Origin of the sequence: Methylorubrum zatmanii, from assembly GCF_014845115.1 — a bacterium.
GTDB classification, from domain to species: Bacteria; Pseudomonadota; Alphaproteobacteria; order Rhizobiales; family Beijerinckiaceae; genus Methylobacterium; species Methylobacterium zatmanii.
The window spans coordinates 1-26,077 of the sequence record NZ_NKUI01000077.1 but is presented as its reverse complement, the minus strand read 5'-3'; the positions used below and the strand labels follow the sequence as shown (position 1 = coordinate 26,077).

The following is a 26,077-nucleotide window of genomic DNA, read 5'->3' as shown; positions in this document are numbered from 1 at the left end:
AGACCGGGCCTCCCGGCCCGCTTCAGGTGATTTATCGGGCCGGGAGGCCCGGTCTCCTTGAGGCGCAGGATCTGAACGTCGTGGACGAAGCGGCAGGGCGGCGGAACGACGTAGACGCCCTCGGCCTCGTCCGCCGAGCGGCAGATTTCCAAGGCGCCTCCGCCCGTCACGTAGCAGGCCGCGTTGCCGCCCGGCGGCGGAGCGGCCGACGCCTGGGGCGCGGCGACGGCCAGGGCCATGCTCGCGAGGAGCCCCCTTCCGATCATGCGGGGAAAGAGCCGGCGCCCTGCGCCACGGGAGGGGGAGAAAATCAGGCAATGCACGACTGAACCTTAGAACATCTGCCCGTCCGGTGGACATGCGACTCACGACCGATGCACAGCCGCTTCGCCGCAGCGCAATCGGCGGGATGGAACGAAACGAGGCAAAGAAACGATTGGCTCACCAACCTGGGATTATTCTGGGTTTTCGATCGATCGAGAGGGCATCCATCGATGAGCAGCGGTCTTTCTGCACCACCCGCCGGTCTGTCGGAGGTCTCACGCCTCGCGACCTTGCTGGCCGATCAGGCGCTCGATGCGCAGATCAAGAGCCGGCCGATCCCCGACGACCAAGTCCAGGCCCTACTCGACGCCGCGGTGCTGCTCGACGAGTACGGCCAGGAATTGCCGCCGCTGCTCGGGCAGATCGTGCACGAGATCGGCACCTCCGCTCCCGAGCGGGCCGCCCGCCCCGCCGCGCGCCGGGACGAGGACGAGGTCGGGCGGATGGCCTGGATGCTGCGGCCCTTCCGCTCCGCCAAGCGCGGCGGCTGAGGGCAGGCCGGTGACGGCCGGATCGTGCGCGGCGGACTTGCAGCCATGAAATCCCCCCGATAGAGCCCCGGACTTGGCGCGATGATCGCGCGCGCTGCCGCGCGAGATGGCGCGGCACCAGCCCGGAGCCAGCCCCATGACCACCTACAAGCTTCTGCTCCTGCCCGGCGACGGCATCGGCCCCGAGGTGATGGCCGAGGTGGAGAAGGTCGTCGGTTGGCTCAACCGGGCGGGTCTCGCCTCCTTCGAGACCGAGCGCGACCTCGTCGGCGGTGCGGCCATCGACGTCCACGGCAAGCCCCTCGCCGATGAGACGCTGGCCAAAGCCGACGCGGCCGACGCGATCCTGCTCGGCGCCGTCGGCGGACCGAAATGGAACGGCGTGGCCTACGACATCCGTCCCGAGGCCGGCCTGCTCCGCCTGCGCAAGGATCTCGGCCTGTTCGCCAACCTGCGGCCGGCGATCTGCTACCCGGCTTTGGCCGACGCCTCGGCCCTCAAGCGCGAGTTGGTCGAGGGCCTCGACATCATGATCGTGCGCGAGCTCACCGGCGGCGTCTATTTCGGCGAGCCGAAGGAGATCACCACGCTTGAGGACGGCTCGAAGCGGGCGGTCGACACCCAGGTCTACACCACCGCCGAGATCGAGCGGATCGCCCATGTCGCCTTCGATCTCGCCCGCAAGCGCTCGGGCCGGGTCGCCTCGGCGGAAAAGAACAACGTGATGAAGACCGGCGTCCTGTGGAAGGAAGTCGTCACCCGCGTCCACGGCGAGCATTACGCCGAGGTCGAGCTGGAGCACGTGCTGGCCGATAACTGCGCCATGCAGCTGGTGCGGCGCCCGAAGCAGTTCGACGTGCTGGTGACCGACAACCTGTTCGGCGACGTGCTCTCCGACGTGGCGGCGATGCTGACCGGCTCGCTCGGCATGCTGCCCTCCGCCTCGCTCGGCGCGGCGGATGAGCGGGGCACCCGCAAGGCGCTCTACGAGCCGGTCCACGGCTCGGCGCCCGACATCGCCGGTAAGGGCTACGCCAACCCGATCGCGATGATCGGATCGCTGGCCATGTGCCTGCGCTATTCCTTCGGCCTCGGCGAGGCGGCCGACCTCGTGGAGAACGCGATCACCCGCGCGCTGGCCGCCGGGGCGCGCACCCGCGACATCGTCGGCGAAGGCCAGACGCCGATCAGCACGGCGGAGATGGGCGACGCGATCCTGCGCGAGTTGGAGGCGCAGGCGGCCTGAGCGCACGACCCCACACTGTCACGGCAGCGAGGCAATCCCCTGCCCCCTCGTCCAGGCGAGGCGCGCAGGTGGATGGCTTCGTTGACGCGATGACCGTGAAGCGGTCCGCTCACCCCTCGTCGAGCGGCAGCCAAGCCCGCCCGTCGCGGGCGAGCAACGCGTCCGCCTCCTCCGGTCCGGGGCTGCCGGCCACGTAGGAGGCGACGGGGGCGTCCTTCCAGGCCTTGAGCAGCGGATCGACGGCGGCCCAGCTCGCCTCGATGCTGTCGGCGCGCTGGAACAGGGTCGGGTCGCCCATCATGCAATCGTAGAGCAGCGTCTCGTAGCCGACCGTCGGCGCGGGATCGAAGAAGTCGCCGTAGCGGAAACCGGTCTCGACCGGGGCGAGATGCATCTGCGGCCCCGGCCGCTTCACGTTGATCCGGGTGGCGGAGCCGGGCTCGGGATCGATGCGCAGGCGCATGACGTTTGGGGCGAGGTCGGCCCCGCCCGCCTCGCGGAACAGGGCGAAGGGCGGCGGCTTGAAATGGATGGCGATCTCCGTGCGCCGCCCGGCCATGCGCTTGCCGGTGCGCAGATAGAACGGCACGCCGGCCCAGCGCCAGTTCTCGATCTCGAGCTTCAGGGCGGCGTAGGTCTCGGTCCGCGAATCCTTGGCCACGTCCGGCTCGTCGCGATAGGCGGGAACGGCGTGCCCGCCCTCCTGTCCAGCCGAGTACTGGCCGCGCACGGCGTTCTCCGGGGTCACGGGGCGGATTGCCTGGACCAGCTTGGCCTTCTCATTGCGCACAGCCTCGGCGTCGAAGCTGTTCGGCGGCTCCATCGCCACCATGCAGAGAAGCTGGAACAGGTGGTTCGGCACCATGTCGCGCAGCGCGCCCGTGGGCTCGTAGAAGCCGCCGCGCTCCTCGACGCCGATGGTCTCGGCGGCGGTGATCTCGATATGATCGACGTATTCGCGTCGCCAGATCGGCTCCAGCATGCCGTTGGCGAAGCGGATCGCCATGATGCTCTGGACCGTCTCCTTCCCCAGGAAATGGTCGATCCGGTAGAACTGGGCCTCGTCGGCCTGGGCGAGGATCGTTTTGTTGAGCGCCTTGGCGGAGTCGAGATCCGAGCCGAACGGCTTCTCGATCACGACCCGGCGGAAGGCACCGTCCGTCTGCTTGAGCAAGCCCGCCTTGCCCAGGCCCTCCACCACCGGGCCGAAGAAGCGCGCGGCCACGGCGAGGTAGAACACGACATTGCCGCTGAGGCGGTCCGCGAGGTCGCGATAGGTCGCCTCGTCGGCGAAATCGCCCTGCATCACGTGCAGCCGGTCGCGGATGAAGCCCCAGGGCTTCGGGTCGATCCGCTCGGCGTGGAACTCGGCGGAAGGATCCTTGGTGAAGGAGTCCATCGTCCCGGTGAGGTCGTCGCGCCAGCCCTCGTCGGTGAGCGGGTTGTGATCGACCCCGAGCACCGAGAAGCCCTCGGCCAGGAGCCCGCCGCCGGCCAGATTGTAGAGGGCGGGCATCAGCAGGCGCTTGGTGAGGTCGCCCCCGGCTCCGAAGATCAACAGGGTGCAGGGCGGGGCCTGCGGCGTGTCGGGCGTGTCGTGAACGCAGGCATCGGGCATGGGTCATCCGGGGCTGCCGGCCGGCGAGAGGCCGGCCGGTGGAATCCCGGTTTCAACAGCATCGCAGGCCCCATGTTCCGGCCGAGCTGATCCGAGCCCGGCGCAGCCCTACTCGTCCGTGCGCAGGGCGGTGCCGCGATCGATCGGCAGACGCACGCCCTTCAGCTCCTCGCCGGTGGGCAGCAAGCGGGTATCCCAGCCGCCGCCGAGCGCCCGGATCAGGGCCACGGCGGTGGTGAAGCGGGTGAGGCGGATCTGCAGGGCGGTGATCTCATTGTTGATCTGCAGCGCCTGGGCGGTGACCACGGTGGTGTAGTTCTGCGTGCCGGCCCGGTACTCGTTGAGCGCGATCTCGACCGCACGGCGGGCGGAGGCGACCGCCTCGTCCTGCTTGGCCTGCTGCCGGGCGAGGATGCGCACCCCGGCCAGCCCGTTCTCGACCTCGCCGAAGGCGGTCAGCACCGTCTGGCGGTAATTGGCCACCGCCGCCTCGTAGGCCGCGCGCGCCGATTGCAGCACCGCCGCGCGGGCGCCGCCATCGAAGAACACCTGGCTGCCATTGGCGGCGATCGACCAGACCCGGTTGGCGGCGGAGAACACCCCGTTGCTGGTGGCGCCCGAGAAGCCGCCCGAGGCCGAGAGCGTCACGGTGGGGTAGAAGGCGGAGATCGCCACACCGATCTGCTCGCTCTGCGCCTGCACCAGCCGCTCGGCCTGGGCGATATCGGGCCGTCGCTCCAGGAGATCGGAGGGGATGCCGACGGGGACGGAGGGCGGACGCACCGGCAGGGGCGCGAAGGCGAGGCTCACCTCCGAGGGCGGGCGCCCGGTCAGGATCGCCACGGCATGCTCGAAGGTCGCCCGTTGCAGATCGACGGCGATCAGCGAGGCCTGGGTGGTCTGGAGCTGCGTCTGCGCGGTGATGACGTCGGAGCGGGCGGCGACGCCGGCCTTGTACTGGTTCTCGGCGATGGCGAGGCTGCGCTTGAAGCCCTCGACATTCTCCTCCAGCACCCGCTTCAGCGAATCCTGGTAGCGGAGCTGGAGGTAGTTGGTCGCCAGTTCCGCCTGGAGGCTGAGGCGCACCAGGGCGAGGTCGGCGGCGGAGGCCTGGGCCGAGGCCACGTCGCTCTCGATCTGGCGGCGGATGCCGCCGAACAGGTCGAGCTCCCAGCTTGCCTGCCCCTGCAGCGACACGGTGGTGCGCTCGGCGCCGAGCGCCCGCGAGCGGGTGATGCTCGGCGCGCCGATCACGGTCGGGAACAGGGCGGCGCGGGCCTGGGCGACCAGGGCGCGGGCTTGATCGTAGACGGCGATCTGCGCGCGGAGGTTCTGGTTGTCGACGTCGATGGAACGGATCAGGCGGTCGAGGGTCGGGTCCTTGAAGACGCGCCACCAATCGCCGCGCTCGGCCGCGTCGTTGGGCGCGGCCGGGCGCCAGCCCTTCTGCGCCTGGACATAGGCGAGGCTGTCCTCCCGCAGGCCGCCCTGCTTGAAGCCCAACGGCGTCTCGACCGAGGGGCGCGTGTAGTCCGGCCCGACAAGGCAGCCGGAGGTGGACAGGCCGAGGACGGCGAGGCCGGCGAGGCGAAAGAAGGCTGCACAGCCGAGTCTGCTCCCGCCCTGCATCCGCAGAGCCCCCTCCCCCGCGGCGGGCGGAGGGTTATGGCGCGAATCACGTGTCACGAAACAACCATCCTCACTCGGCCGGCACCGTCGCGGGTCCGCCCCGGCGACGCTTCGCCCAGAGCCGGAGACGGTCGAGATACAGGTAGACGACCGGAGTCGTGTAGAGGGTCAGGATCTGGCTGACGATCAACCCACCGACGATGGCGGTGCCGAGGGGCCGGCGCAGCTCGGCGCCCTCGCCGCCGGCGATGATGAGCGGGGCCGCGCCGAGCAGGGCGGCGAGCGTCGTCATCATGATCGGCCGGAAGCGCAGGAGGCAGGCCTCGAAGATCGCCTCGCCCGGGGACAATCCCCGGCTGCGCTCGGCATCGAGGGCGAAGTCGATCATCAGGATCGCATTCTTCTTGACGATGCCGATCAGCAGGAAGACCGCGATCAGGGCGATGATGGTGAACTCGGTGCCTGTGGTGAGCAGGGCGACGATGGCGCCGATGCCGGCCGAGGGCAGGGTCGAGAGAATCGTGAGCGGATGCACGTAGCTCTCGTACAGGATTCCGAGCACGGCGTAGACCGCGAGCAGGGCGGCGAGGATGAGCAGCGGCTGGCGTGAGGCCGATTCCTGATAGCTCTTGGCCGCGCCCGCGAATTCGCCGTGGATCGTCTGCGGCAGCTGAAGCTCGGCCATGGTCTGGTCGATCACGGCGGTGGCGTCGCTGAGGCTCTTGCCCGGCACGAGGTTGAACGAGATCGTGGTCGCCACGAACAGGCCCTGATGCGCCACCTGGACCGGGGCGTTGCCGGTCTCGAAGCGGGCGAAGGCCGAGAGCGGGACCATGGTCTCCTTGGCGCTCGAGACCGGCGCGCTCGACGAGGCGCCGCCTTTGCTCGCGGCGATGGCGTTGGAGGCGGCGTTGCGCGCCGAATCGGCGGCGAGGCTCGCCGCCGTGTCGGTGGTGGAGGTGCCGGAGGTCGAGGCCTGCGAGGCGGTCGTCGTCCCGCCGCCCTGCACCGTTCCGGCGACGGCATTGGTGGTGGCCGAGCCGCGCGCCCGCCCTCCGGTGGTCGAGACGTAGATCGTCTTCAGCACCTCCGGGTTCTGGAGGTAACGCGGCGCGATCTCCATCACCACGTGATACTGGTTGAGCGGGTTGTAGATCGTCGAGACCTGCCGCTGCCCGAAGGCATCGTAGAGGGTGTTGTCGATCTGGTCGGGGGTGATGCCGTAGCGGAAGGCGCTCGCGCGATCGATGACGAGGCGGCTCTCCAGCCCGCCCTCCTGCTGATCGGAGGTCACGTCGGCGAAGATGTCGGTGCGCTTCTGCAGCGCCTGCAGCAGCTTCGGCGAGGCGGCGTAGAGCTCGTCGGCGGTGTCGCCCTGGAGGGTGTACTGATACTGGGCGAAGCTCTGCCGCCCGCCCATCTTCAGGTCCTGGCGCGGAAACAGGAACAGGCGCGCGCCCGCCACCTGGGCGAGCTTCGGCCGGAGACGGTTCATCACCGTCTCGATGGAATCGCGGGTTCCGAGGGGTTTGAGGCCGACGAAGACGTTGGCCGAGTTGGTGCCGCGCCCGCCGGTGAAGCCGACGACGCTGCTCACCGCCGGATCCGCCTGGACGATGGCGCTGGCCCGCTCCAGCTTGTCCTTCATCGATTGGAACGAGATGCGCTGGTCGGCCTGGATGCCGCCCATGAGCTGGCCGGTATCCTGATCGGGGAAGAAGCCCTTCGGCACGATGATGTAGCCGTAGACGGTGAGCCCGATGGCGATGAAGACGCTGAGCGCCGTCAGGCGGCGGTGATGGAGCGCGATCCGCAGGGTCCGCTCGTAGCCGGCGAGCAATCCGTCGAAGCCGGCCTCCAGCCCCCGGATCAGGAGGTTGGGCCGCTTGCCCGCATGGGCCTGCGCCTCCGGCTTGAGCAGCAGCGCGCACATCATCGGTGTGGTCGTCAGCGAGAGCACGAGCGAGACGAGAATCGCCATCGACAGCGTGACCGCGAATTCCTGGAACAGCCGTCCGACGATGCCGCCCATCAGCAGGATCGGCAGGAACACCGCGATCAGCGACAGGCTCATCGAGACGACGGTGAAGCCGACCTCGCGGGCGCCGAGCAGCGCCGCCTCGACCCGCGGCGTTCCGGCCTCGATATGCCGCTGGATGTTCTCCAGGACGACGATGGCGTCGTCCACCACGAAGCCGGTGGCGATGATGAGCGCCATCAGCGAGAGGATGTCGAGGGAATAGCCGAGCAGCCACATCGCCGCGAAGGTGCCGATGATCGAGATCGGCACCGCCACCGCCGGAATCAGCGTCGCCCGCCAGGAGCGCAGGAAGATGAAGGTGACGAAGATCACGAGGCCGATGGCGACGAGCAGCGTCTCCTCGGTGCTCGCCAGCGAAGCCCGGATCGTCGCGGAGCGGTCGCCGGAAATGTCGAGGTCGATGTCGCCTGGCAGAGCCGCCTTCACCTGCGGAATCGCCGCGCGCACCCGCGCCACGGTCTCGACGACGTTCGAGCCTGGCTGCTTGTAGATGAACAGGATCACGCCCGGCTTGCCGTCGACGAGGCCGAGATTGCGCTTGTCCTCGACCGAATCGACCACCTCGCCGACATCCGCGAGGCGCACGGCGGCGCCGTTGCGGTAGGCCACGACGATGTCGCGGTAGTCGGAGGCCTGCCGGCCCTGGTCGTTGGCGTAGAGCTGGTAGCGGCGCTCCCCCGCCACGATGTCGCCCTTGGGCGAATTGGCGTTGGCCGAGGCCAAGCCCGCTCGGATCCCCTCCAGGCCGATGCCGTAATGGAACAGGGCGGTCGGATCGAGTTCGACCCGGACCGCCGGCAGCGACGAGCCGCCGATATCGACATTGCCGACGCCCTCGATCTGGCTCATCCGCTGCTGCACGATGGTCGCGGCGGAATCGTAGAGCTGGCCGGGGGTCAGCGTGTCGGAGGTGAGCCCGAGGATCAGGATCGGCGAATCCGCCGGGTTGAACTTGCGATAGGTCGGGTTGGTGCGCAGCGAGGTCGGCAGGTCGGCCCGCGCGGCGTTGATCGCCGCCTGTACGTCGCGGGCGGCGCCGTCGATGTCGCGGTTGAGGCCGAACAAGAGAACGATCCGCACGGTGCCCGTGGAACTCGTCGAGGTCATCTCGTTGACGTCGGCGATGGCCCCGAGCCGCCGCTCCAGCGGGGCGGCGACCGTGGTCGCCATGGTTTCCGGCGAGGCGCCGGCCATCTGCGCCTGGACGAGGATGACCGGGAAATCGACCTGCGGCAGCGGTGCCACCGGCAGGCGCACATAGGCGAACAGGCCGGCCAGCAGCAGGCCGACGGTCAGCAGCGTGGTCGCGACCGGCCGGCGGATGAAGGGTTCGGAGAGATTCACGGCCTCGCCCCGCCCGGCGCCAGCCCGTCTCCCTCCCGACGCCGCATGATCCGGCGTTCCAGCCGGTCGAAGGCGAGATAGATCACCGGCGTCGTGAACAGCGTCAGCATCTGGCTGACGATCAGGCCACCCGCGATGACGATGCCGAGCGGCTGGCGCAGCTCCGAGCCGACGCCCGAGCCGAGGATCATCGGCACCGCCGCGAACAGGGCGGCGAGCGTCGTCATCAGGATCGGGCGGAAGCGCAGCAGACAGGCCTCGTAGATCGCGTCCCGCGGGGCCTTGCCCTCCTCGCGCTCGGCCTGGAGCGCGAAGTCGATCATCATGATCGCGTTCTTCTTCACGATGCCGATCAGGAGCACGATGCCGATGATCGCGATGATGTCGAGGGAGAGCCCGAACCACATCAGCCCGAGCAGGGCGCCGATGCCGGCGGACGGCAGGGTCGAGAGGATGGTGATCGGGTGGATGAAGCTCTCATAGAGCACCCCGAGCACGATATAGACGGTGATGATCGCCGCGCAGACGAGGAACAGCTCGTTCGAGAGCGCCGATTCGAAGGCGAAGACCGAGCCCTGCGGCACCACGTTGAAGCTAGCCGGCAGGTTGATGTCCTTGCGCGCGGCGTCGAGGGCGTCCACGGCCTGCCCCAGCGCCACGCCCGGGGCGAGATTGAAGGAAACGGTGGTGGCCGGGAATTGGCCGAGATGGCCGATCAGCAGCGGCGCGCGGCGTTCCTCCACCTTCGCCACCGCCGAGAGCGGAACCTGCCCCGACGGGGCGGTCGATGACGGCAGATAGAGGTTGTCGAGGGAGGCGAGGGTCGTGTGCAGCGCCGGGTTCGCCTCCAGGATCACCCGGTACTGGTTCGACTGGGTGAAGATCGTCGAGACGATGCGCTGGCCGAAGGCATCGTAGAGCACGTTGTCGATGGTGGCCGGGGTGATGCCGTAACGGCCGGCGGTGGCCCGGTCGATGGTGACGAAGGCGGCGAGCCCATTGCCCTGATAATCGCTGGTCACGTCGGCGAGCAGGGGCGAGCGGCGCAGGGCCTCGACATAGCGCGGCACCCAGGTCTCGAAATCCGACAGGTTCGGGTTCTCGAGGATGACCTGATACTGCGTCGCCGAGACCGCCGTATCGATCGTCAGATCCTGCACCGGCTGCATGTAGAGCCGCACGCCCGGCACCCCGCTGGTCGCGGCGGTGAGCCGGCGGATGATCGCGCTGGCATCCGACTGCCGCTGCTCGCGCGGCTTGAGGTTGATGAGGAAGCGCCCGGAATTGAGGGTGACGTTCTGCCCGTCCACGCCGATGAAGGACGAGAGGCTCGCCACGTCGGGATCCTTCAGCACCAGATCGGCCAATTGCTGCTGACGCTCGGCCATGGCCTCGTAGGAAACGCTCTGGTCCGCTTGGCTGATGCCCTGGATCACGCCCGTGTCCTGCACGGGAAAGAAACCCTTCGGGATCACCACGAACAGGTAGGCGGTGAGCGCGACCGTGCCGAGGGTGGCGAGCAAGGTCAGGCCCTGATGCGCCAGCACGACCCGCAGCGCCCGGCCATACAGGGCGATGACGCCGTCATTGAGCCGCCGGCCGAACCGGGCGATCGGGCCTTCGCGCCGGGCGGCCGGGGTGTCGGCGCCGTGAACCACCGGCTTCAAGAGCCGGGCGCAGAGCATCGGCACCAGGGTCAGCGACACCACCGCCGAGATGACGATGGTGGCAGCCAAGGTGATCGCGAATTCCCGGAACAGGCGGCCGACCACGTCGCCCATGAACAGCAGCGGGATCAGCACCGCGATCAGCGAGACGGTGAGCGAGATGATGGTGAAGCCGATCTCCCGACTCCCCTTCAGCGCCGCCTCGAACGGGCTGTCGCCCTCCTCGACATGGCGGGCGATGTTCTCGATCACGACGATGGCGTCGTCCACGACGAAGCCGGTGGCGATGGTGAGCGCCATCAGCGACAGGTTGTCGAGGGAGAAGCCCCAGGCATCCATCGCTGCGAGCGCGCCGATCAGCGAGAGCGGCACCGACAGGCTCGGGATCAGCGTCGCCGAGAAGCTGCGCAGGAACAGGAAGATCACCATCACCACGAGGGCGATGGCGAGCATCAGCTCGAACTGCACGTCGTGCACCGAGGCGCGGATCGTCGTGGTGCGGTCGGTGAGCGTCGCGACCGCGACCGAGGCCGGCATCGTCGCCTGAAGCTGCGGCAGCAGTTTCTTGATCCGGTCGACCGTGTCGATGACGTTGGCGCCGGGCTGGCGCTGGATGTTGAGGATCACCGCCGGGGTGCGGTCGGCCCAGGCGCCGAGCCGGGTGTTCTCGGCCCCGTCCACCACCTGCGCCACATCGGTGAGACGCACCGGGGCTCCGTTACGATAGGCGATGATCGCGTCGGCATAGACCGCCGGGTCGCGCACCTGATCGTTGGCGTTGATGGCGTAGGACTGGGTCGGCCCGTCGATATTGCCCTTGGGCGTGTTGACGTTGAGGTTGGCGATGGTGGTGCGCAGGTCGTCGATGTTGAGGCCGTAGGCGGCCAAAGCCAGGGAGTTGAAGCGCACCCGCACCGCCGGCCGCTGCCCGCCCCCCATGCTGACGAGGCCGACGCCCGCGATCTGGCTGATCTTCTGCGCGAGCCGGGTCTCCGCGAGGTCGCGCACCTGGGTGAGCGGCATCGTCGTGGAGGTGAGCGCCAGCGTCAGGACCGGCGCGTCGGCCGGGTTGACCTTGGCGTAGATCGGCGGGGCCGGCAGATCGGTCGGCAGCAGGTTGCCCGCCGCGTTGATCGCCGCCTGGACCGATTGCTCGGCGATGTCGAGGGGGATGTCGAGGGTGAACTGGAGCGTGATGACGGACGCCCCCGCCGAACTCTGCGAGGACATCTGGTTGAGGTTGGCCATCTGGCCGAATTGCCGTTCCAGCGGCGCGGTGACGGCGGAGGTCATCACCTCCGGGCTGGCGCCGGGATAGAAGGTCTGCACCTGGATCGTCGGGTAATCGACGGCGGGCAGGGCCGAGACCGGCAGGTTCAGATACGATACCGCGCCGACGATCAGGATCGCCAGCATCGACAGGGTCGTGGCAACCGGCCGCAGGATGAAGAGGCGGGACGGGTTCATGATGCCCCTCCCCCGCTCACGGCGCCGGCCGCCGGCGTCCCCGGCGCTCCTGGCTGGGCTGGTTCGCCGCCGCCTCGGCCGGAGCGCCGGCCGCCGGCGTGGTCGGCAGTGTCGCGCCCGGCGCCCCTGCCGCGGGGCCGGCCGCCTGCGGGCCGGGCGCGTGCCCGACCACCCGCACCGGCGCGCCGTCGCGCAGGCGGTCGGTGCCGTCGGTGACGACACGGTCGCCGGGGTTGAGGCCCGACACCACCACGGTGTTCAGGCCATCGGTCTCGCCGGTCTTGATCGGGCGCACGGTGACCTTGTCGTCGCCGTCCATCAGATAGACGTAGGTGCCCGGCGTGCCGCGCAGGATCGCGGCGTTCGGCACCAGCGGCGCGTTGCGGATCGTCTCGACGGTGAGGCGCGCGTTGACGAACTGGTTCGGGAACAGGCTCTCGTCGCCGTTCTCGAACATCGCCCGCAGCTTCACCGTGCCGGTGGTCGTGTCGATTTGGTTGTCGACCGTGTCGAGCGTGCCGGTGGCGATCTCGTGCTGGTCGCTGCGGTCGTAGGCGCGGACCGTGAGCTTGGCGCCCTCGCGCACGCGCCGCATCACCCGGGCCACGTCGTCCTCCGGCAGGGTGAACACCACCGAGATCGGGTGGAGCTGCGTGACCACGACGATGTTGGTGGAGCCGGCGGTGATGTAGTTGCCGAGATCGACTTGCCGCAGGCCGACCCGGCCCTCGACCGGCGAGACGATCCGGGCATAGGTCAGGTTGAGCTTCTGCTGATCGACCAGTGCTTGGTCGGCGGCGACCGTGCCTTCGTTCTGCTTCACCAGGGCGGCCTGGGTGTCGACGTTCTGTTTCGAGATCGAATCCTGCCGGTTCAGCGTCTGGTAGCGCTGGAGGTCGAGCTTCGAATTCTGCAGCAGCGCCTGATCGCGGGCGAGCTGGCCCTGGTACTGGGCGAGCAGGGCCTCGTAGGGCCGCGGGTCGATCTGGGCGAGGAAGTCCCCCTCCTTCACCATCTGGCCTTCGCGGAAGCCGATCTTGGTGAGATAGCCGTTGATCTGCGAGCGGACCGAGACGGTCGCCAGCGGCGTCACCGTGCCGAGCCCCTGGAGGACGACCGGCATGTCGCCGGTCACGACCGGCGCGACGCCGACCGCCTGTTTCATCTCGGCGGACCGGCCGCCACGACCGTGGCCGCCGCGGCCGGGCGCCTGGGCCGTTTCCTCGGCGGGCTTCTGGCGGGCGTCATAGGTCCGGTGCGCGACGGCGCCGACGCCCCCGAGGATCAGGAGCGCGAGCATCCAGCGGCCGAAACGGCTGCGCCGCCGGACCGGAGCCGAAGCTGGAACGGGATCGGCAACCGGGTATTCCCGGGCCGTCTCCCTGCGTATCGGCGAACTCTCGTTCATCCTTCACACTCATCGACACAGGACGCGGGCCGGTTCGGCGCCCCAAACCGGGTATCAGATCCGGCACGATGTGCTGAATCCTTGTTGCCGCATCGCCCGATCCCGGAGGTCGCTGCCCGAGCGCCAGGCTTTACCGGCCTAAGAGGGCCGCCCCCTTCGGGACTCCGCGTCAGCCTCGCCGGTCAATGCGGTGTTCCTACGGCGCCGAGGTTTCCGGCATGTTGCTGGCGCCGGCCGCGCCCTGCGGCTGATAGGAGCGGATCACGTCGCGAAACGATGCGTCGACCGGAGTGACCGGCAGCGCGACCCGCAGGCCGAGCCCGGTGACGCCGGACAGGATCGCGAGGAGAAGGCAGGTTCCCAGCCGCATGATCCGCCGAACTCTCCCTGAGCATCGTCCCCAAAGGTGGATTCCGGCGGCCGGAAAACACATCGCGACCTCACCGGCCCCGCAGGCCGGCAGACAGTCGAGCCGACCGGCGGCGGGGAGACGAACAGGAAAAAGGCCGCCGTTTGAAGCGGCGGCCTTTTTCAACTGACGACCGGACCGGCCTGCCACACTGAAGAAACGAGGGGGCGAAGTCTCTTCGGTGCGGCGGCCGGTCCGACCGTGGACAAACCATGCGCTTACGACTGATGATCGTCAACATTCGTCAGCCGTCGAAACGAGGCTCCGACGCGTTCCGCGCAAACTCATGTGCGTCACCGCACGCTCCGATCTAGAAGCGGCGAGCCTTTCGCAAAGCATCGTCGTAGCCCCCCTTGTCTTCGGAGCCGCCGATCCCACGCACGATCAAGTTATTCGACATGTTCCCGTCTTGCGCGAACTCCCTTGGAGCGGAGCGACCGCTCTGCGAAGACATCTCCACGGGCCGCGACACAATCCGAACGCCATGAATCTGCCTGCGAATCAGCCTGCCCACCCGGTCTTCTCCGAACTGCCGGAAACCGTGTTCGAAACGATGTCGCGCCTCGCGCGACAATACGGGGCGATCAATCTCGGCCAGGGTTTCCCCGACGGCCAGGGGCCGGACGATGTGCGGGCCGCCGCCGCGCGGGCGCTGGAGCAGGTCAGCAACCAGTATCCGCCGATGATGGGGCTGCCCTCCCTGCGCACGGCCATCGCCGCGCATTACCGGCATCATCAGGGCCTCGACCTCGACCCCGAGCGGGAGGTGATGGTGACCTCGGGCGCCACGGAGGCTCTGGCCGGGGCCCTGATGGCCCTGGTGCGCCCCGGCGACGAGGTCGTGCTGTTCGAGCCGATGTACGACGCCTACCTGCCGCTGGTGCGCAGGGCCGGCGGCGTGCCGCGCTTCGTCACGCTCCGCCCCCCGCATTTCCGCATCGAGGAGACGGCCCTGGCGGAGGTCTTCTCCGAGCGGACCCGCATCGTCCTGCTCAACAATCCGCTCAACCCGAGCGCCACGGTGTTCGCGCGCGAGGACCTCGCGCTGCTGAGCCACTTCTGCCGCCGCTTCGACGCGGTGGCGATCTGCGACGAGGTGTGGGAGCACGTGGTCTTCGACGGCCGGCCCCACGTTCCGCTGCTGGGCCTGCCCGGAATGCGCGAACGCACGGTGAAGATCGGCTCGGCCGGAAAGATCTTCAGCCTCACCGGCTGGAAGGTCGGCTTCGTCATGGCATGCGAGCCGCTGATGCGCATCCTCTCGCGGGCGCACCAGTTCCTCACCTTCACCACGCCGCCGAATCTGCAGGAGGCAGTGGCCTACGGGCTGTCCAAGGACGACGCTTACTTCACTGGGATGCGGGCCGAACTCGGCCGCTCCCGCGACCGGTTGGCGGCGGGGCTCTCGGGGCTCGGCTTCACGGTCATGCCGAGCGCGGGCACCTACTTCCTCACCGTCGACATCGCCGGTTTCGGCCTCGACGACACCGCCTTCTGCGAGCGGATCGTGCGGGAGCGGGGCGTCGCCGCCATCCCCGTCAGCGCGTTCTATGAACGGGGCGACGTGACCAACCTCGTCCGCTTCTGCTTCGCCAAGACCGACGCCACCCTCGATGCGGCGGTCGCACGGCTCGGCGACGTTTTTCATCAGCGGTGAGCGGCGCCGGTCTTCCGCTTCCTTGTGCAGGGGGAAGGGCGGGGCCACATCCCTGCCCATGACCCCCTCCGCCCACACGCCCGGCATGGCCTATCGCGAGCCCGAAGGTGCAGCCCAGCTGCGCCGCTTCACCGATACCGGAACGGAGGCGAGCCTCCAGCGCCTGGAACAGCTCGCCCACGTGATGGACACGCTCTTCGTCCTACCGGGCATCAACCGCCGCGTCGGCCTCGACGCGGTGATCGGCCTCGTTCCCGTGCTCGGCGACATCGCGGGCATGGCGATTGCCTCGTACATCGTCTACGAGGCGAAACGGCTCGGCGCGCCGCGCTGGCTCGTCTGGCGCATGATGGCCAACGTCGCCCTCGACGGCGCGGTGGGCTCGGTGCCGCTGGCGGGCGACCTGCTCGACGCCGCCTTCAAGGCGAACCGTCGCAACGTGCGCCTGCTGCGCCGCCATCTGGAGCGCAAGGGCAGCTTGCGGCCGAGCGAGATCGAGGGCACGGCGGTCCGGCTCGACTGAGCCCGGCTTCGGCGGCCCTGAGCGGGAGGGTTTGAGCCGATGAACGAGCACCTGCGCCCCGAACCCGACGCGGTGCCCGTCACCGCGCCGGGCAACGCGCCGCAGATGCAGGCTCTGCCGACCGCCTCCCGCCGCGGCCTCTCGCCCCTCAACCGGCGCCGGCTGGCGAATTTTCGGGCCAACCGGCGCGGCTATTGGTCGGCCGTGCTCTTCGCCGCCCTGTTCGTGTTGAGCCTGTTCGCCGAGTTCATCGCCAACGACCGCCCGATCCTGATGCAGTACAAGGGCGAGTGGCTGTTTCCCGTCCTCGTCGACTACCCGGACGAGAAGTTCGGCGGCTTCCTCGCCCAGACCGATTACCGCGCCCCCGAGACGCGGCAGGAGATCGAATCGAACGGCTGGGTGCTCTGGCCGCCGATCCCCTATTCCTACAACACCTTCATGAGCGACCTGCCGACGCCGTCGCCCTCCCCACCGACCTGGATGCTGAGCGACGAGCAATGCCGCCCGGTGGCCGAGCGGGCCGGAGTGAAGACTGACGGCCGCGCCCTCGGCTGCCGCGACATCGAGTGGCACTGGCTCGGCACCGACAACGCGTCTCGGGACGTGCTGGCGCGGGTGATCTACGGCTTCCGCATCTCGGTCCTGTTCGGCCTCGTGCTCGCCGGCATCTCGTCGGTGATCGGCGTGATCGCGGGCGCGGTCCAGGGCTATTTCGGCGGCTGGACCGACCTGATCTTCCAGCGTGTCATCGAGATATGGGGCGCGATCCCGACGCTGTACCTCATCATCATCATGTCGGCCTTCCTCGTGCCGAGCTTCTTCACCCTGCTGGGCATCCTGACCCTGTTCGCCTGGACCGCGCTCGTCGGCGTGGTGCGCGCCGAGTTCCTGCGCGCCCGCAATTTCGAGTATGTCCGCGCGGCACGGGCGCTCGGGCTGTCGAACGTGCGCATCATGACCCGGCACCTGCTGCCCAACGCCATGGTGGCGACGCTGACCTTCCTGCCGTTCATCCTGAACGGCTCGATCACCACGCTGACCTCGCTCGACTATCTCGGCTTCGGCCTGCCGCCGGGCTCGCCGTCGCTGGGCGAGCTGCTGGCTCAGGGCAAGGACAACATCAACGCGCCCTGGCTCGGCCTGACCGGCTTCTTCGTGGTGGCGGCGATGCTGAGCCTGCTGGTCTTCGCGGGCGAGGCGGTGCGCGACGCCTTCGATCCGAGGAAGACCTTCGGCTGATCCGCCTCCCACGCGACGGGATCGGGCCGTCCCGGATGGGCGGGGCTCAGCGCGCGACGGCCCGCCCGCGTCCCCGGCCGATCACCACCCGGTCGCGGCCGGCATTCTTGGCGCGGTAGAGAGCCTCGTCGGCCTGCCGCAGGAGATAATCGAGGCTGCCACCGATCTGGCTCTCCGCCGCCGCTCCGATGCTGACCCGCATCCGCAGATCCGGAAAGTCGGGATGGGCGAACAGCACCACCGCCGACCGGACCCGCTCCGCTGCCAGAGCCGCGGCGCGCTCGTCGAGACGGGGCAGCAGGCAGGCGAATTCCTCACCGCCCATCCGGCCGAACACCGCCCCGGCCGGCAGCAGCGGCGCCGCGATCTGGCAGAAAGCGGCGAGGACGGCGTCGCCGACGGCGTGGCCGTAACGGTCGTTGACCGTTTTGAAATGGTCGAGATCGAACAGCAGCAAGGCGGCGGGCGCGGCGGCGAGGTGGCGCTCGGAGCGGGCCACCAGGGCGCGGCGGTTGGCGACGCCCGTGAGCGGGTCGGTCTCGGCGGCGAGGCGCTGCTCCCGCTCCGCCCGGTCCTTCGTCAGTGCCATCAACACGAAGGCGATGGCGATGGAGAACAGCGTTCCGCTGAAGCAGAGGATGGCGAACCAGGGCGAGTCCGCGTCGATGGTGGTGGGCATCGGCAGGGTGAGCGTCAGCGGGATGCGCATCCAGTAAAGCCCGGCATAGGTCGCGAGCAGCACGATGGCGGGGTAGCGCGAGACGAGCGCCTCCTCGCGGCCCCGCCAGATCGCGTGCGCACCGGACGCGCAGAAGGCCCCGGCCAGGATCGAGGCGAGGAGGATGCGCAGGACGATGGAGTCGTAGAAGGTCGGAACGAGGCAGGCCGCCAGCCATGCCAGTCCGCCGCAGGCGGCCCAGCCGAGGCGCGGCCGAAGGCCCTCGAAGGCGCGCACCCCGCTCCAGATCATGCCGTAGGCGCCGATCATCAGCCCGTTGGCGAGGCCGATCGACAGGATATCCGGGATCTGGCCGCGCAGGGCCAGCATCAGCGAGGAGACGCCTCCGATCAGATGGGCGACGCCCCAGATGGCGAGGGCCCGCTCCCGCCGGGTCTGGCTCCACGACAACAGGAAGAGAACCCCCACCGTGAAGGTGACGGCCACCGTCATCATGAAGAGCGTCGGGACATCGAGGCGCATCGGTTCCTGGATCCGCCCGCGCAGGTTCGAGCGTCGTGTCCTCTCCATCGCGCCTGCCCGACTTCAGAAGGCGGGCAACAGCGACGTGAAAAGCAATGCACAGCACCTGAAGCGACAACAGATAAAATTCCGTTGCGCCGATCGTATAAAGGTCCGCCTAGCGCGGTCCTTCACAGGAATTCGCAGGACGAATGTCTATTTCCAGAGCCTCATCTCGGTTGTTCAACGGATGCAGGTCACGCACCATACCCTTCAGACGCTCATCGAGGACATGCGTATAGATCTGCGTCGTCGAGATATCGGCATGCCCCAGCAATTCCTGCACGATCCGCAGATCCGCGCCGTTCTGCAGAAGATGGCTGGCGAAGGCGTGGCGCAGCACGTGCGGGCTCACCCGGTCGGGCCTCAGGCCCGCCGCCGCCGCCGCGAGCTTCAGGTCCCGGGCGAAGGCCTGACGGGTCAGGTGGCCGCTCTCGCTCTCGGCGGGAAACAGCCAAGCCCCCTCGGCCGGGAGATGCAGAACATAGGCCCGCATCGCATCGCGGGCGAGGTCGGTGAGTGGCACAAGCCGCTCGCGTCCACCCTTGCCCTTGACCACGAGGTAGCGCTCCCGCGTGGCCGCGGCCGAGCGCGGCAGGGCGATGAGTTCGGAGACGCGCAGGCCCGTGGCGTAGAGCAATTCGAGCAGGCACAGCATCCGCGCGGCGGCCCGTGCCTCCGTTCGACTCTCTCGCGACACCTCGACCCGTTCGCGGGCGGTGGCGAGCAAGCGATCGACCTCCGCCACGGACAGGATCTTCGGCAATCCCTTGGCTCGGCGCGGGGCGGCGACCGGCGCGGTCGGGTCGGTGTCCGACAGACCTTCCGCGTAGAGGAAGCGGTGGAAGCCACGGATGCAGGAGAGCCGTCGCGCCGCCGAGGAGGCCTTCAGCCCCCGCGGCTCCAGGGAGGCGATGTAGGCGCGGACATGCTCGGCCTCCGCCTCCTCGGGAGCGAGGCCCTCCTGCGCGAGGTAGCCGCAATAATCGTCGAGGTCGCGCCGGTAGGCGGCCAGGGTGTTGGCCGCCGCGCCGCGCTCGGCGGCGAGCATGTCGAGAAAGGGCTGCGCCGGATCCTCCGGCCGCCCCGTTCCGGGCGGCTCGGGCGGATTGCCTGCGCTCATCGACCGCCCGGCTGGAGCTTCGAACCGGGGATGGTGACACTCATCTCACGCGGTGTCGGCTCGACGAAGGTGGCGAGCGCGAACATTCCGGCGAAGACAAGGCCGGCGAGGATCGCGATCGTCGCGAGGAAACGGAACAGGGTGGGCAAGGGAACCGGCCTTTCGCCGAGGGGACGCGGACGAGCGGGTCGTGTTGCGATGCGCAAACCGTGGGTTTCGATCACATGGCCCCGGCCCGAAGGCAAGATCCGGGAAAGCACAGGCGGCGTCGCGTTGTGGAACGGTCGCCGCCTGTCCAAACGTCAGAATCGGTTCTTCCAGCTCCGCAGGGCGGTGAAGACCGCGGCCGGATCGGCCCCCGGCTCGCTTCCGGCGGAACGGGCGAGGGCCGGCTCGCCCGCCCGCAGGAACGGATTGGTCGCCTTCTCCGCGCCGATGGTGGAGGGGATCAGGAAGCCGCCCGTCTCGGCGAGCCGCTCGGCTTCGGCCACGCGCTGCTTCAGGGCAGCGTTGTCAGGATCGGCGGCCAGGGCGAAGCGGCCGTTGGAAAGCACGTAATCGTGGCCGCTATAGACCTCCGTCGTGTCGGGAAGGTCGAGGAAGCGGGTCAGCGAACGCCACAGCGTCTCGGGCTCGGCCTCCATCACCCGGCCGCAGCCGAGGGTGAACAGGGTGTCGCCGGCAAAGACCACGCCGGCATCGGCGAAATGATAGGTGACATGGTCGGCGCAATGGCCCGGCGTCTCCCAGACCGTAGCGGTCAGGCCGCCGACCGTCACGGTATCGCCCTCGGAGACGTAGCGGGCCGCGCCCGGCACCGCCGCACGGGCCTTGTCCGGCGCCGTCACCCGCGCACCGGTGCGCTCGACCACCTCGGGAATGCCCTCGATATGGTCGGCGTGGCGATGGGTCACGAGGATCTCGGTGAGGCGCCAGCCCTCCGCGTCGAGGGCGGCGAGCACCGCTTCCGCCTCCGGCACGTCGATGGCCGCGCAAGCGCCGCTGGCGGGATCGCGGATCAGCACGCCGATATTGTCGCTGCGGCACAGGAAGGTGCGGATCTCGGGAGGCGTGTTCGCCATCGGGAAGCCTTTCGCGAGGGATGCGGGCCCGAGCCCGGCCGCGAGGGCCGGCCAAGAAACCCTGCGAGGAACAGGAAGCCCGGCCAGGAACCGGTGCATCGCGGGGACGGTTCCGCTTGCGCGAGCGCGGCCACGCTTGCCGGACGCGCCCGCGATCCCCATTGATGCGGCATCAGCCCCCCGGAGGACAACCGGCCGTGCCGGCACCCCATCCGATGCGCCTCGACGTCACGGACCTGCGCGCCTTCTACGCCAGTCCCCTCGGGGTCGTCACACACCGCGTCGTCGGCCGGGCGATCCACGGCTTCCTCGGCTCGGTCTCCGGCCTGCGGGTGCTCGGGCTCGGCTACGTCACGCCCTATCTCGGCCCCGTGCATGTCATCGCCGAGCGGACGCTCGCCTTCATGCCGGCGACGCAGGGGGTGGTGAACTGGCCCTCCAGCGGACGCTCGGTGACGGCGCTCGCGGACCTGACGATGCTGCCCCTGCCGGAAGCGGCCGTCGACCGGGTGATCCTCGTCCATGCCCTGGAGGCGGTGGAGAGCCCGAGCGACTTGCTCGCCGATGTCTGGCGGGTGCTGACGCCGGGCGGGCGGATGATCCTCGTCGTGCCCAACCGCACCGGCGTCTGGGCACGGCGGGACGCGACGCCCTTCGGCCATGGCCAGCCCTATAGCCGCTCTCAGCTGTCGCGGCTGATGCGCGAGACGCTGTTCTCGCCGGAGGGCTGGGCGGAAACACTCTACATGCCGCCGATCCGCAGCCGGTTCTGGCTGCGCAGCGCCGCCGCCTGGGAGCGGTTCGGCACAGGCCTCGCCATGCCGTTCGCCGGCCTGCACGTCGTCGACGCCACGAAGCAGCTCTACCGGCCGGTCACGGTGCGGCAGGTGCGCCGGCTGGAAAGCCGCGTGCCGGCCCGCGTGCTGGTACCGGCCGGACAGCCGGGGTAAGGCCTTCCCGACGTCACGAAATGCCGAGCCCGCATGCTGGCCTCCGTCGGATTCGAAGCCGCGCTGACGAGCTTCCTGCTCGCCCTGTCCGGCCTCTTCTCCATCGTGAACCCGGTCGGTTCGGCGCTGATCTTCGCCCAGGTCACCGCCACGCGCTCGCAGGGCGAGCGGGCCGAGCTGTCGCGCCGGATCGGCTTCTACGCCGCCCTCGTCATGCTGGCCGCCCTGTGGGCCGGTGCCCCGATCCTCAACTTCTTCGGCGTGTCGCTGGCGGCGCTGCGCATCGCCGGCGGCCTGTTCGTGGCCGCCTCCGCCTGGACGCTGCTCAGCGCCCCCGAAACCCGCGAGGCCCGCAAACATGCCGAGGCGGCGCCGGAGAGCCGCGAGAACCTGGCCGAGATCGCCTTCTTCCCCCTCACCCTGCCCTTCACCACGGGGCCCGGCACCATCGCCGTAGCCATCGCGCTCGGCGCCAACCGCCCATCCGAGCCGGCGGATCTCGCCGCCTTCTTCGTCGGTGCCTCGCTGGCGGCGCTGGCCATCGCCGGCATGGTCCGCCTCACCTACGGCTCCTCCGACCGGGTGGTGACGCTGATCGGCCCGGTGCGGGCCCGCGTTCTCGGGCGGCTCTCCGCCTTCCTGCTGCTCTGCGTCGGCACGCAGATCACGGTGAACGGCGTCACCGACGTGCTCGGCCCGCTGCTCACCACGCAGAGGATTTGATGCCGGTCGGCGGCAAACTGGGCTAAAAGGCCGGCGAGAAGCCCGCCACCCATCGAAGCGTGAAGTCGATCATCATGAAGCTCGTCGTTGTCGGCGCCGAGGGGCGCATGGGCCGGATGCTGATCCGCGCGGTCGCGGAGGCCAAGGGTTGCACGCTGCACGGCGCCATCGAGCGGCCCGGCTCGGCCGCCCTGGGGAAGGATGCCGGGCTACTGGCCGGGATCGGCGAACTCGGTGTGCCGGTGACCGACGACCCGCTGTCGCTCTTCGTGGCCGCCGACGGCGTGCTCGACTTCACCGCGCCCGCCGCGACGCTCGCCTTCGCCGACCTCGCCGCCCAGGCCCGCATCGTCCACGTGATCGGCACGACCGGCTTTTCCGAGGACGACCTGAAGCGTCTGACGGCGGCGAGCTATCACGCCCGCATCGTCCGCTCGGGCAATATGTCCCTCGGGGTGAACCTGCTCGCCGGCCTGGTCCGCCAAGTGGCGGCGACGCTGGGCGAGGAGTTCGACATCGAGGTGCTGGAGATGCACCACCGCATGAAGGTCGACGCCCCCTCGGGCACCGCCCTGCTGCTCGGCGAGGCGGCGGCGGAGGGCCGACAGGTGGCGCTCGCCGAAACCCGGGTCTCGACCCGCGACGGGCATACCGGCGCCCGCCGGCCCGGCGATATCGGTTTCGCCACCCTGCGCGGCGGGTCCGTCGTCGGCGATCACAGCGTGATCTTCGCCGGCCCGTCCGAGCGCATCACCCTGTCCCATCATGCCGAAGACCGGGCGATCTTCGCCCGTGGCGCCCTGAAGGCGGCGCAATGGGCCTTCGACAAGCCGCCGGGCCTCTACGGCATGGACGACGTGCTCGGGCTGGCGCGTTAGACCTTCGTCCGGATGACGATTCCGACTTAACGTCAGGCTCGGGCTTGGGAGGAGGGAGCGCCTCTGCTAGAGGCCCGGCCACGATCCCGAGACCGCGCGCTGCAGCGGCGGCCTCGCACCGCCATCCCCGGAGAGACGATTCCCATGGAGCGCCTGCTCGTCCTCGCTCGGCACGGCCAGAGCGAGTGGAACCTCAAGAAGCTGTTCACCGGCTGGCGCGATCCGGATCTGACCGAACTCGGCGTTCAGGAAGCCCGCCAGGCCGGCCGCTGGCTCAAGAGCCAGGGCACCCGTTTCGACGTGGCCTTCACCTCGAACCTGCGCCGCGCTCAGAACACCTGCGCGCTGATCCTGGAGGAGATGGGCCAGGGCGGCCTGGAGACGATCCGCAACGAGGCCCTCAACGAGCGCGATTACGGCGATCTCTCCGGCCTCAACAAGGACGACGCCCGGGAGCGTTGGGGCGATGCCCAGGTCCACGAGTGGCGCCGCTCCTACGATGTGCCCCCGCCCGGCGGCGAGAGCCTGAAGGACACGGCGGCACGGGTGCTGCCCTATTACATCCAGGCGATCCTGCCGCGGGTGATGGTCGGCGAGCGGGTGCTGGTGGCCGCCCACGGCAATTCCCTGCGGGCGCTGGTGATGGTGCTCGACGGCATGACCACCAAGACCATCGCGAGCGTCGAGATCGCCACCGGCATCCCGCTCGTCTACCGGCTCAAGGCCGACACCACGGTCGAGTCGAAGACGATCCTCGACAAGGATATCGATCAGGACGACTGATATGGTTTCCGCTTGATCCAAGCGGGAACCGTATCAGGAGCCCGCGCGGCGCTTGAGCGATGACGACATCCGCCATCCCGAAGGGGTTGACTGGATGTCGTATGAGGGGTCTTTCACCCCGCTCCCAGAACCTCCTCGACGGCCCGGGCCACCCGCGCTGTCGAGCCCGATTCGTCGAGGGGATTGCGGCGCAGGCGGTGACGCAGGGCGCTCGGCGCGACCTGCCGGAGATGCGCTGTCGTCACGGCCTCCGCCCCGTCCAGGGCGGCGAGCGCCCGGGCGGTCCGCATCAGGGTGAGTTCGCCGCGCAAGCCATCCGTGCCCAGCGCCAGACAGAGCCGCGCCGCATCTTCCAGAGCCGTATCCGGCACCGTGACCGCATCCAGGCGCTCGCGAGCGGACAGGATCGTCTTCTGCAGGGCCTTCTCGGCCTTGGCATGCCCCGCGCAGAACCCGTCGCGGTCGCGCTCATAGGCGTCGCGCCGACGCACCACCTCGATCCGGGTGGGGATGTCCGTCGGCGTCGTCACCTCGCAGGCGAGGCCGAAACGGTCGAGGAGCTGCGGGCGCAACTCCCCCTCCTCCGGGTTGCCGCTGCCGACCAGGACGAAGCGGGCCGGATGGCGCAGGGACAGGCCCTCGCGCTCGACCGTGTTGACGCCGGAGGCGGCGACATCGAGTAGAAGGTCCACGAGATGGTCCTCCAGGAGGTTCACCTCGTCGATGTAGAGAAAGCCGCGATTGGCCCGTGCGAGCAGGCCCGGCTCGAACGCCTTCTCACCCCTGGTCAGCGCCCGCTCCAGATCGAGGGCGCCGACGACCCGGTCCTCGGTGGCGCCGAGCGGCAGATCCACCACCGGGACCGGGATCAGATGGCTCTTGCCCCGCCCCCGGGCACAATGCGGACATTCGGCCGCCGGGCTCTCAGGGGCACAGGAATAGGGACAATCCACCACCGCGCGGATCTTCGGCAGCAGGGCGGCCAGGGCGCGGATCGCCGTGGATTTGCCGGTGCCGCGGTCGCCGAAGACGAGGACGCCGCCGACCGACGGATCAACCGCCGCGATCAGCAGGGCCCGCTTCATCTCCTCCTGGGCGACGATGGCGGTGAACGGAAATGCAGGCAAGGCGATCAGCTTCCCTGGCCGGGGCCGGATAGGCCCGGAGCGGGCTCACGGGCGGGAGACCCGATCATGCACGATTCTGCCGGAGCGGACAGCCACGCTCGGCTTCACAATCCCCGGCAGCGGGTTCGTACCAAGCCGGCGAATTCCTTTTCCGAGGTCTGGACCTGACCGAGGCGCTCGGTCCGTTCGGGGCCGGACAGGCAGCGCCCGTAGACGCCGGCGATGCGGCGCATGGTCTCGACATGGCGGCGCCAGACGCGGCAGCGGCTCGCATCGTCGTCGCCGCCGCTCTCAAGTTGCTCGATGGCCTGTCGCTGCATCGACCCGGCCACCAGCACGTCGCGGGCGCAAGCCGCCTCGCTCTCGGCCCGGAGACTGCCCGGCAGGAGGAGGAGTCCCGCCATGAGAACGGCGCGCAAGCCGGAGACGCCCATCCTCAGGCCGCCTGGGTCGCCGGCCCGTGGACCAGCAGGGCATAGAGGGCCGTGGCGTCGCGGGCGCTGCGGATGCGTTCCAGCATGCCCGGCTCGCGCAGGAGCCGGGCCACCTGGGCCAGTGCCTTCAGGTGGTCGGCGCCGGCACTCTCGGGCGCCAGCAGCAGGAAGGCGACGTCGACGGGCTGGCCGTCGAGGGCGTCGAAATCCACCGGCTTTTCCAGCCGCGCGACGAGGCCGAACAGCCGGTCGAGCTGGCTGAGCTTGCCGTGGGGAATCGCCACGCCGTCGCCGATCCCGGTGGAGCCGAGGCGCTCGCGCTGCAGCAGCGTCTCGAAGATGTCGCGCTCGGACAGCCCGTCGAGACGACGGGCAGCCTGAGCGGCGAGCTCCTGGAGTCCGTGTTTCTTGTCCCGCACACGCAGGGACGAGACCACGGAATCCGGATTCAGGAATTCAAGTATCGGCATGAAAACTTAACGCCTCGTCGGCGGGATCCATCCGGCGATCCCGCTTTCCCATGCGCGGGTACCGGGGCGGTACGGCCCAGGCTCAGATCGCCTTCACGGATCGTCCGCCCTCGGACGTCCATGAGGGCGCTCAATCCCGCCCGAGGCTGCCCGGGACGGGCCTTGCCTCAACGACGGTCGGCGGGTGGGTCGACCCACCCG

22 protein-coding genes and 1 pseudogene are annotated in these 26,077 nt (G+C 69.3%); 9 read left to right on the top strand and 14 right to left on the bottom strand.

Going from position 1 to position 26,077, the window contains the following annotated elements; genetic code table 11:
• A pseudogene (locus MZTS_RS10820) lies at positions 1-239 on the bottom strand (hypothetical protein); the annotation flags it as partial.
• 255 nt (positions 240-494) lie between these two features.
• Between MZTS_RS10820 and MZTS_RS10815 the strand changes: the two are divergent.
• On the top strand, positions 495-815 hold the full coding sequence (locus MZTS_RS10815; protein ID WP_192283837.1) for a hypothetical protein: 321 nt from the start codon (positions 495-497) through the stop codon (positions 813-815).
• Between the two features lie 136 nt (positions 816-951).
• Positions 952-2,061, top strand: coding sequence for a 3-isopropylmalate dehydrogenase (leuB, locus tag MZTS_RS10810; protein WP_192283836.1), 1,110 nt, complete (start codon positions 952-954; stop codon positions 2,059-2,061).
• A gap of 109 nt (positions 2,062-2,170) precedes the next feature.
• On the opposite strand, the gene zwf is transcribed toward leuB, so the two are convergent.
• The 6 genes from zwf to MZTS_RS10780 form a co-directional block, all read right to left on the bottom strand.
• A complete protein-coding gene (gene zwf / locus MZTS_RS10805) occupies positions 2,171-3,679 on the bottom strand; it encodes a glucose-6-phosphate dehydrogenase (protein WP_192283835.1) in 1,509 nt (502 codons plus the stop codon).
• A 108-nt stretch (positions 3,680-3,787) separates the two neighbouring features.
• Positions 3,788-5,308, bottom strand: coding sequence for an efflux transporter outer membrane subunit (locus MZTS_RS10800; protein WP_246482080.1), 1,521 nt, complete (start codon positions 5,306-5,308; stop codon positions 3,788-3,790).
• Between the two features lie 70 nt (positions 5,309-5,378).
• Entirely contained in the window at positions 5,379-8,693 is a 3,315-nt protein-coding gene (locus MZTS_RS10795) for an efflux RND transporter permease subunit (protein WP_192283834.1), read from the bottom strand.
• Complete coding sequence (locus MZTS_RS10790; RefSeq protein ID WP_192283833.1) at positions 8,690-11,827, bottom strand: MdtB/MuxB family multidrug efflux RND transporter permease subunit; 3,138 nt, start codon at positions 11,825-11,827, stop codon at positions 8,690-8,692. Before MZTS_RS10790 ends, MZTS_RS10795 begins: the two co-directional genes overlap by 4 nt.
• A gap of 16 nt (positions 11,828-11,843) precedes the next feature.
• Positions 11,844-13,235: an MdtA/MuxA family multidrug efflux RND transporter periplasmic adaptor subunit gene (locus MZTS_RS10785; RefSeq protein ID WP_192283832.1), complete on the bottom strand. Its 1,392-nt coding sequence runs from the start codon at positions 13,233-13,235 to the stop codon at positions 11,844-11,846.
• Positions 13,236-13,431: 196 nt separating this feature from the next.
• The gene (locus tag MZTS_RS10780) at positions 13,432-13,605 is read right to left on the bottom strand and encodes a hypothetical protein (protein ID WP_192283831.1); all 174 of its coding nucleotides are present in this window, start codon (positions 13,603-13,605) and stop codon (positions 13,432-13,434) included.
• Positions 13,606-14,128: 523 nt separating this feature from the next.
• On the opposite strand from MZTS_RS10780, the gene MZTS_RS10775 reads away from it, so the two are divergent.
• The 3 genes from MZTS_RS10775 (at position 14,129) to MZTS_RS10765 (ending at position 17,066) form a co-directional block, all read left to right on the top strand.
• Entirely contained in the window at positions 14,129-15,301 is a 1,173-nt protein-coding gene (locus tag MZTS_RS10775; RefSeq protein ID WP_192283830.1) for an aminotransferase, read from the top strand.
• 85 nt (positions 15,302-15,386) lie between these two features.
• Positions 15,387-15,824 (top strand): DUF4112 domain-containing protein, encoded by a 438-nt coding sequence (locus tag MZTS_RS10770; RefSeq protein ID WP_246482079.1) that lies wholly within the window; start codon positions 15,387-15,389, stop codon positions 15,822-15,824.
• Positions 15,825-15,863: 39 nt separating this feature from the next.
• Positions 15,864-17,066, top strand: coding sequence for an ABC transporter permease (locus MZTS_RS10765; RefSeq protein WP_192283828.1), 1,203 nt, complete (start codon positions 15,864-15,866; stop codon positions 17,064-17,066).
• 46 nt (positions 17,067-17,112) lie between these two features.
• On the opposite strand, the gene MZTS_RS10760 is transcribed toward MZTS_RS10765, so the two are convergent.
• The 4 genes from MZTS_RS10760 to gloB all read right to left on the bottom strand — a co-directional run bounded on the left by MZTS_RS10760 (position 17,113) and on the right by gloB (position 20,511).
• On the bottom strand, positions 17,113-18,267 hold the full coding sequence (locus tag MZTS_RS10760) for a GGDEF domain-containing protein (RefSeq protein ID WP_192283827.1): 1,155 nt from the start codon (positions 18,265-18,267) through the stop codon (positions 17,113-17,115).
• A gap of 157 nt (positions 18,268-18,424) precedes the next feature.
• On the bottom strand, positions 18,425-19,429 hold the full coding sequence (locus MZTS_RS10755) for a site-specific tyrosine recombinase XerD (RefSeq protein WP_192283826.1): 1,005 nt from the start codon (positions 19,427-19,429) through the stop codon (positions 18,425-18,427).
• Positions 19,426-19,578 (bottom strand): histidine kinase, encoded by a 153-nt coding sequence (locus MZTS_RS10750; protein ID WP_192283825.1) that lies wholly within the window; start codon positions 19,576-19,578, stop codon positions 19,426-19,428. The genes MZTS_RS10755 and MZTS_RS10750 overlap by 4 nt, the downstream gene beginning before the upstream one ends.
• Positions 19,579-19,731: 153 nt before the next feature.
• On the bottom strand, positions 19,732-20,511 hold the full coding sequence (gene gloB / locus MZTS_RS10745) for a hydroxyacylglutathione hydrolase (protein WP_009864861.1): 780 nt from the start codon (positions 20,509-20,511) through the stop codon (positions 19,732-19,734).
• Between the two features lie 215 nt (positions 20,512-20,726).
• Between gloB and MZTS_RS10740 the strand changes: the two genes are divergently transcribed.
• From MZTS_RS10740 to MZTS_RS10725, 4 genes are all read left to right on the top strand, one after another.
• On the top strand, positions 20,727-21,461 hold the full coding sequence (locus tag MZTS_RS10740; RefSeq protein ID WP_192283838.1) for a class I SAM-dependent methyltransferase: 735 nt from the start codon (positions 20,727-20,729) through the stop codon (positions 21,459-21,461).
• 33 nt (positions 21,462-21,494) lie between these two features.
• The gene (locus tag MZTS_RS10735) at positions 21,495-22,184 is read left to right on the top strand and encodes a MarC family protein (protein ID WP_192283824.1); all 690 of its coding nucleotides are present in this window, start codon (positions 21,495-21,497) and stop codon (positions 22,182-22,184) included.
• Positions 22,185-22,258: 74 nt separating this feature from the next.
• Positions 22,259-23,062: a 4-hydroxy-tetrahydrodipicolinate reductase gene (gene dapB, locus MZTS_RS10730; RefSeq protein WP_192283823.1), complete on the top strand. Its 804-nt coding sequence runs from the start codon at positions 22,259-22,261 to the stop codon at positions 23,060-23,062.
• Positions 23,063-23,206: 144 nt separating this feature from the next.
• The gene (locus tag MZTS_RS10725; protein ID WP_192283822.1) at positions 23,207-23,845 is read left to right on the top strand and encodes a 2,3-bisphosphoglycerate-dependent phosphoglycerate mutase; all 639 of its coding nucleotides are present in this window, start codon (positions 23,207-23,209) and stop codon (positions 23,843-23,845) included.
• Positions 23,846-23,958: 113 nt separating this feature from the next.
• Here the strand turns inward: MZTS_RS10725 and bchI are convergent, their stop codons facing one another.
• The 3 genes from bchI to ptsN all read right to left on the bottom strand — a co-directional run bounded on the left by bchI (position 23,959) and on the right by ptsN (position 25,876).
• Entirely contained in the window at positions 23,959-24,972 is a 1,014-nt protein-coding gene (gene bchI / locus MZTS_RS10720; RefSeq protein WP_192283821.1) for a magnesium chelatase ATPase subunit I, read from the bottom strand.
• Positions 24,973-25,076: 104 nt separating this feature from the next.
• The gene (locus tag MZTS_RS10715; protein WP_192283820.1) at positions 25,077-25,406 is read right to left on the bottom strand and encodes a hypothetical protein; all 330 of its coding nucleotides are present in this window, start codon (positions 25,404-25,406) and stop codon (positions 25,077-25,079) included.
• Between the two features lie 2 nt (positions 25,407-25,408).
• Complete coding sequence (gene ptsN, locus MZTS_RS10710) at positions 25,409-25,876, bottom strand: PTS IIA-like nitrogen regulatory protein PtsN (RefSeq protein ID WP_192283819.1); 468 nt, start codon at positions 25,874-25,876, stop codon at positions 25,409-25,411.
• Between the last annotated feature and the right edge of the window lie 201 nt (positions 25,877-26,077).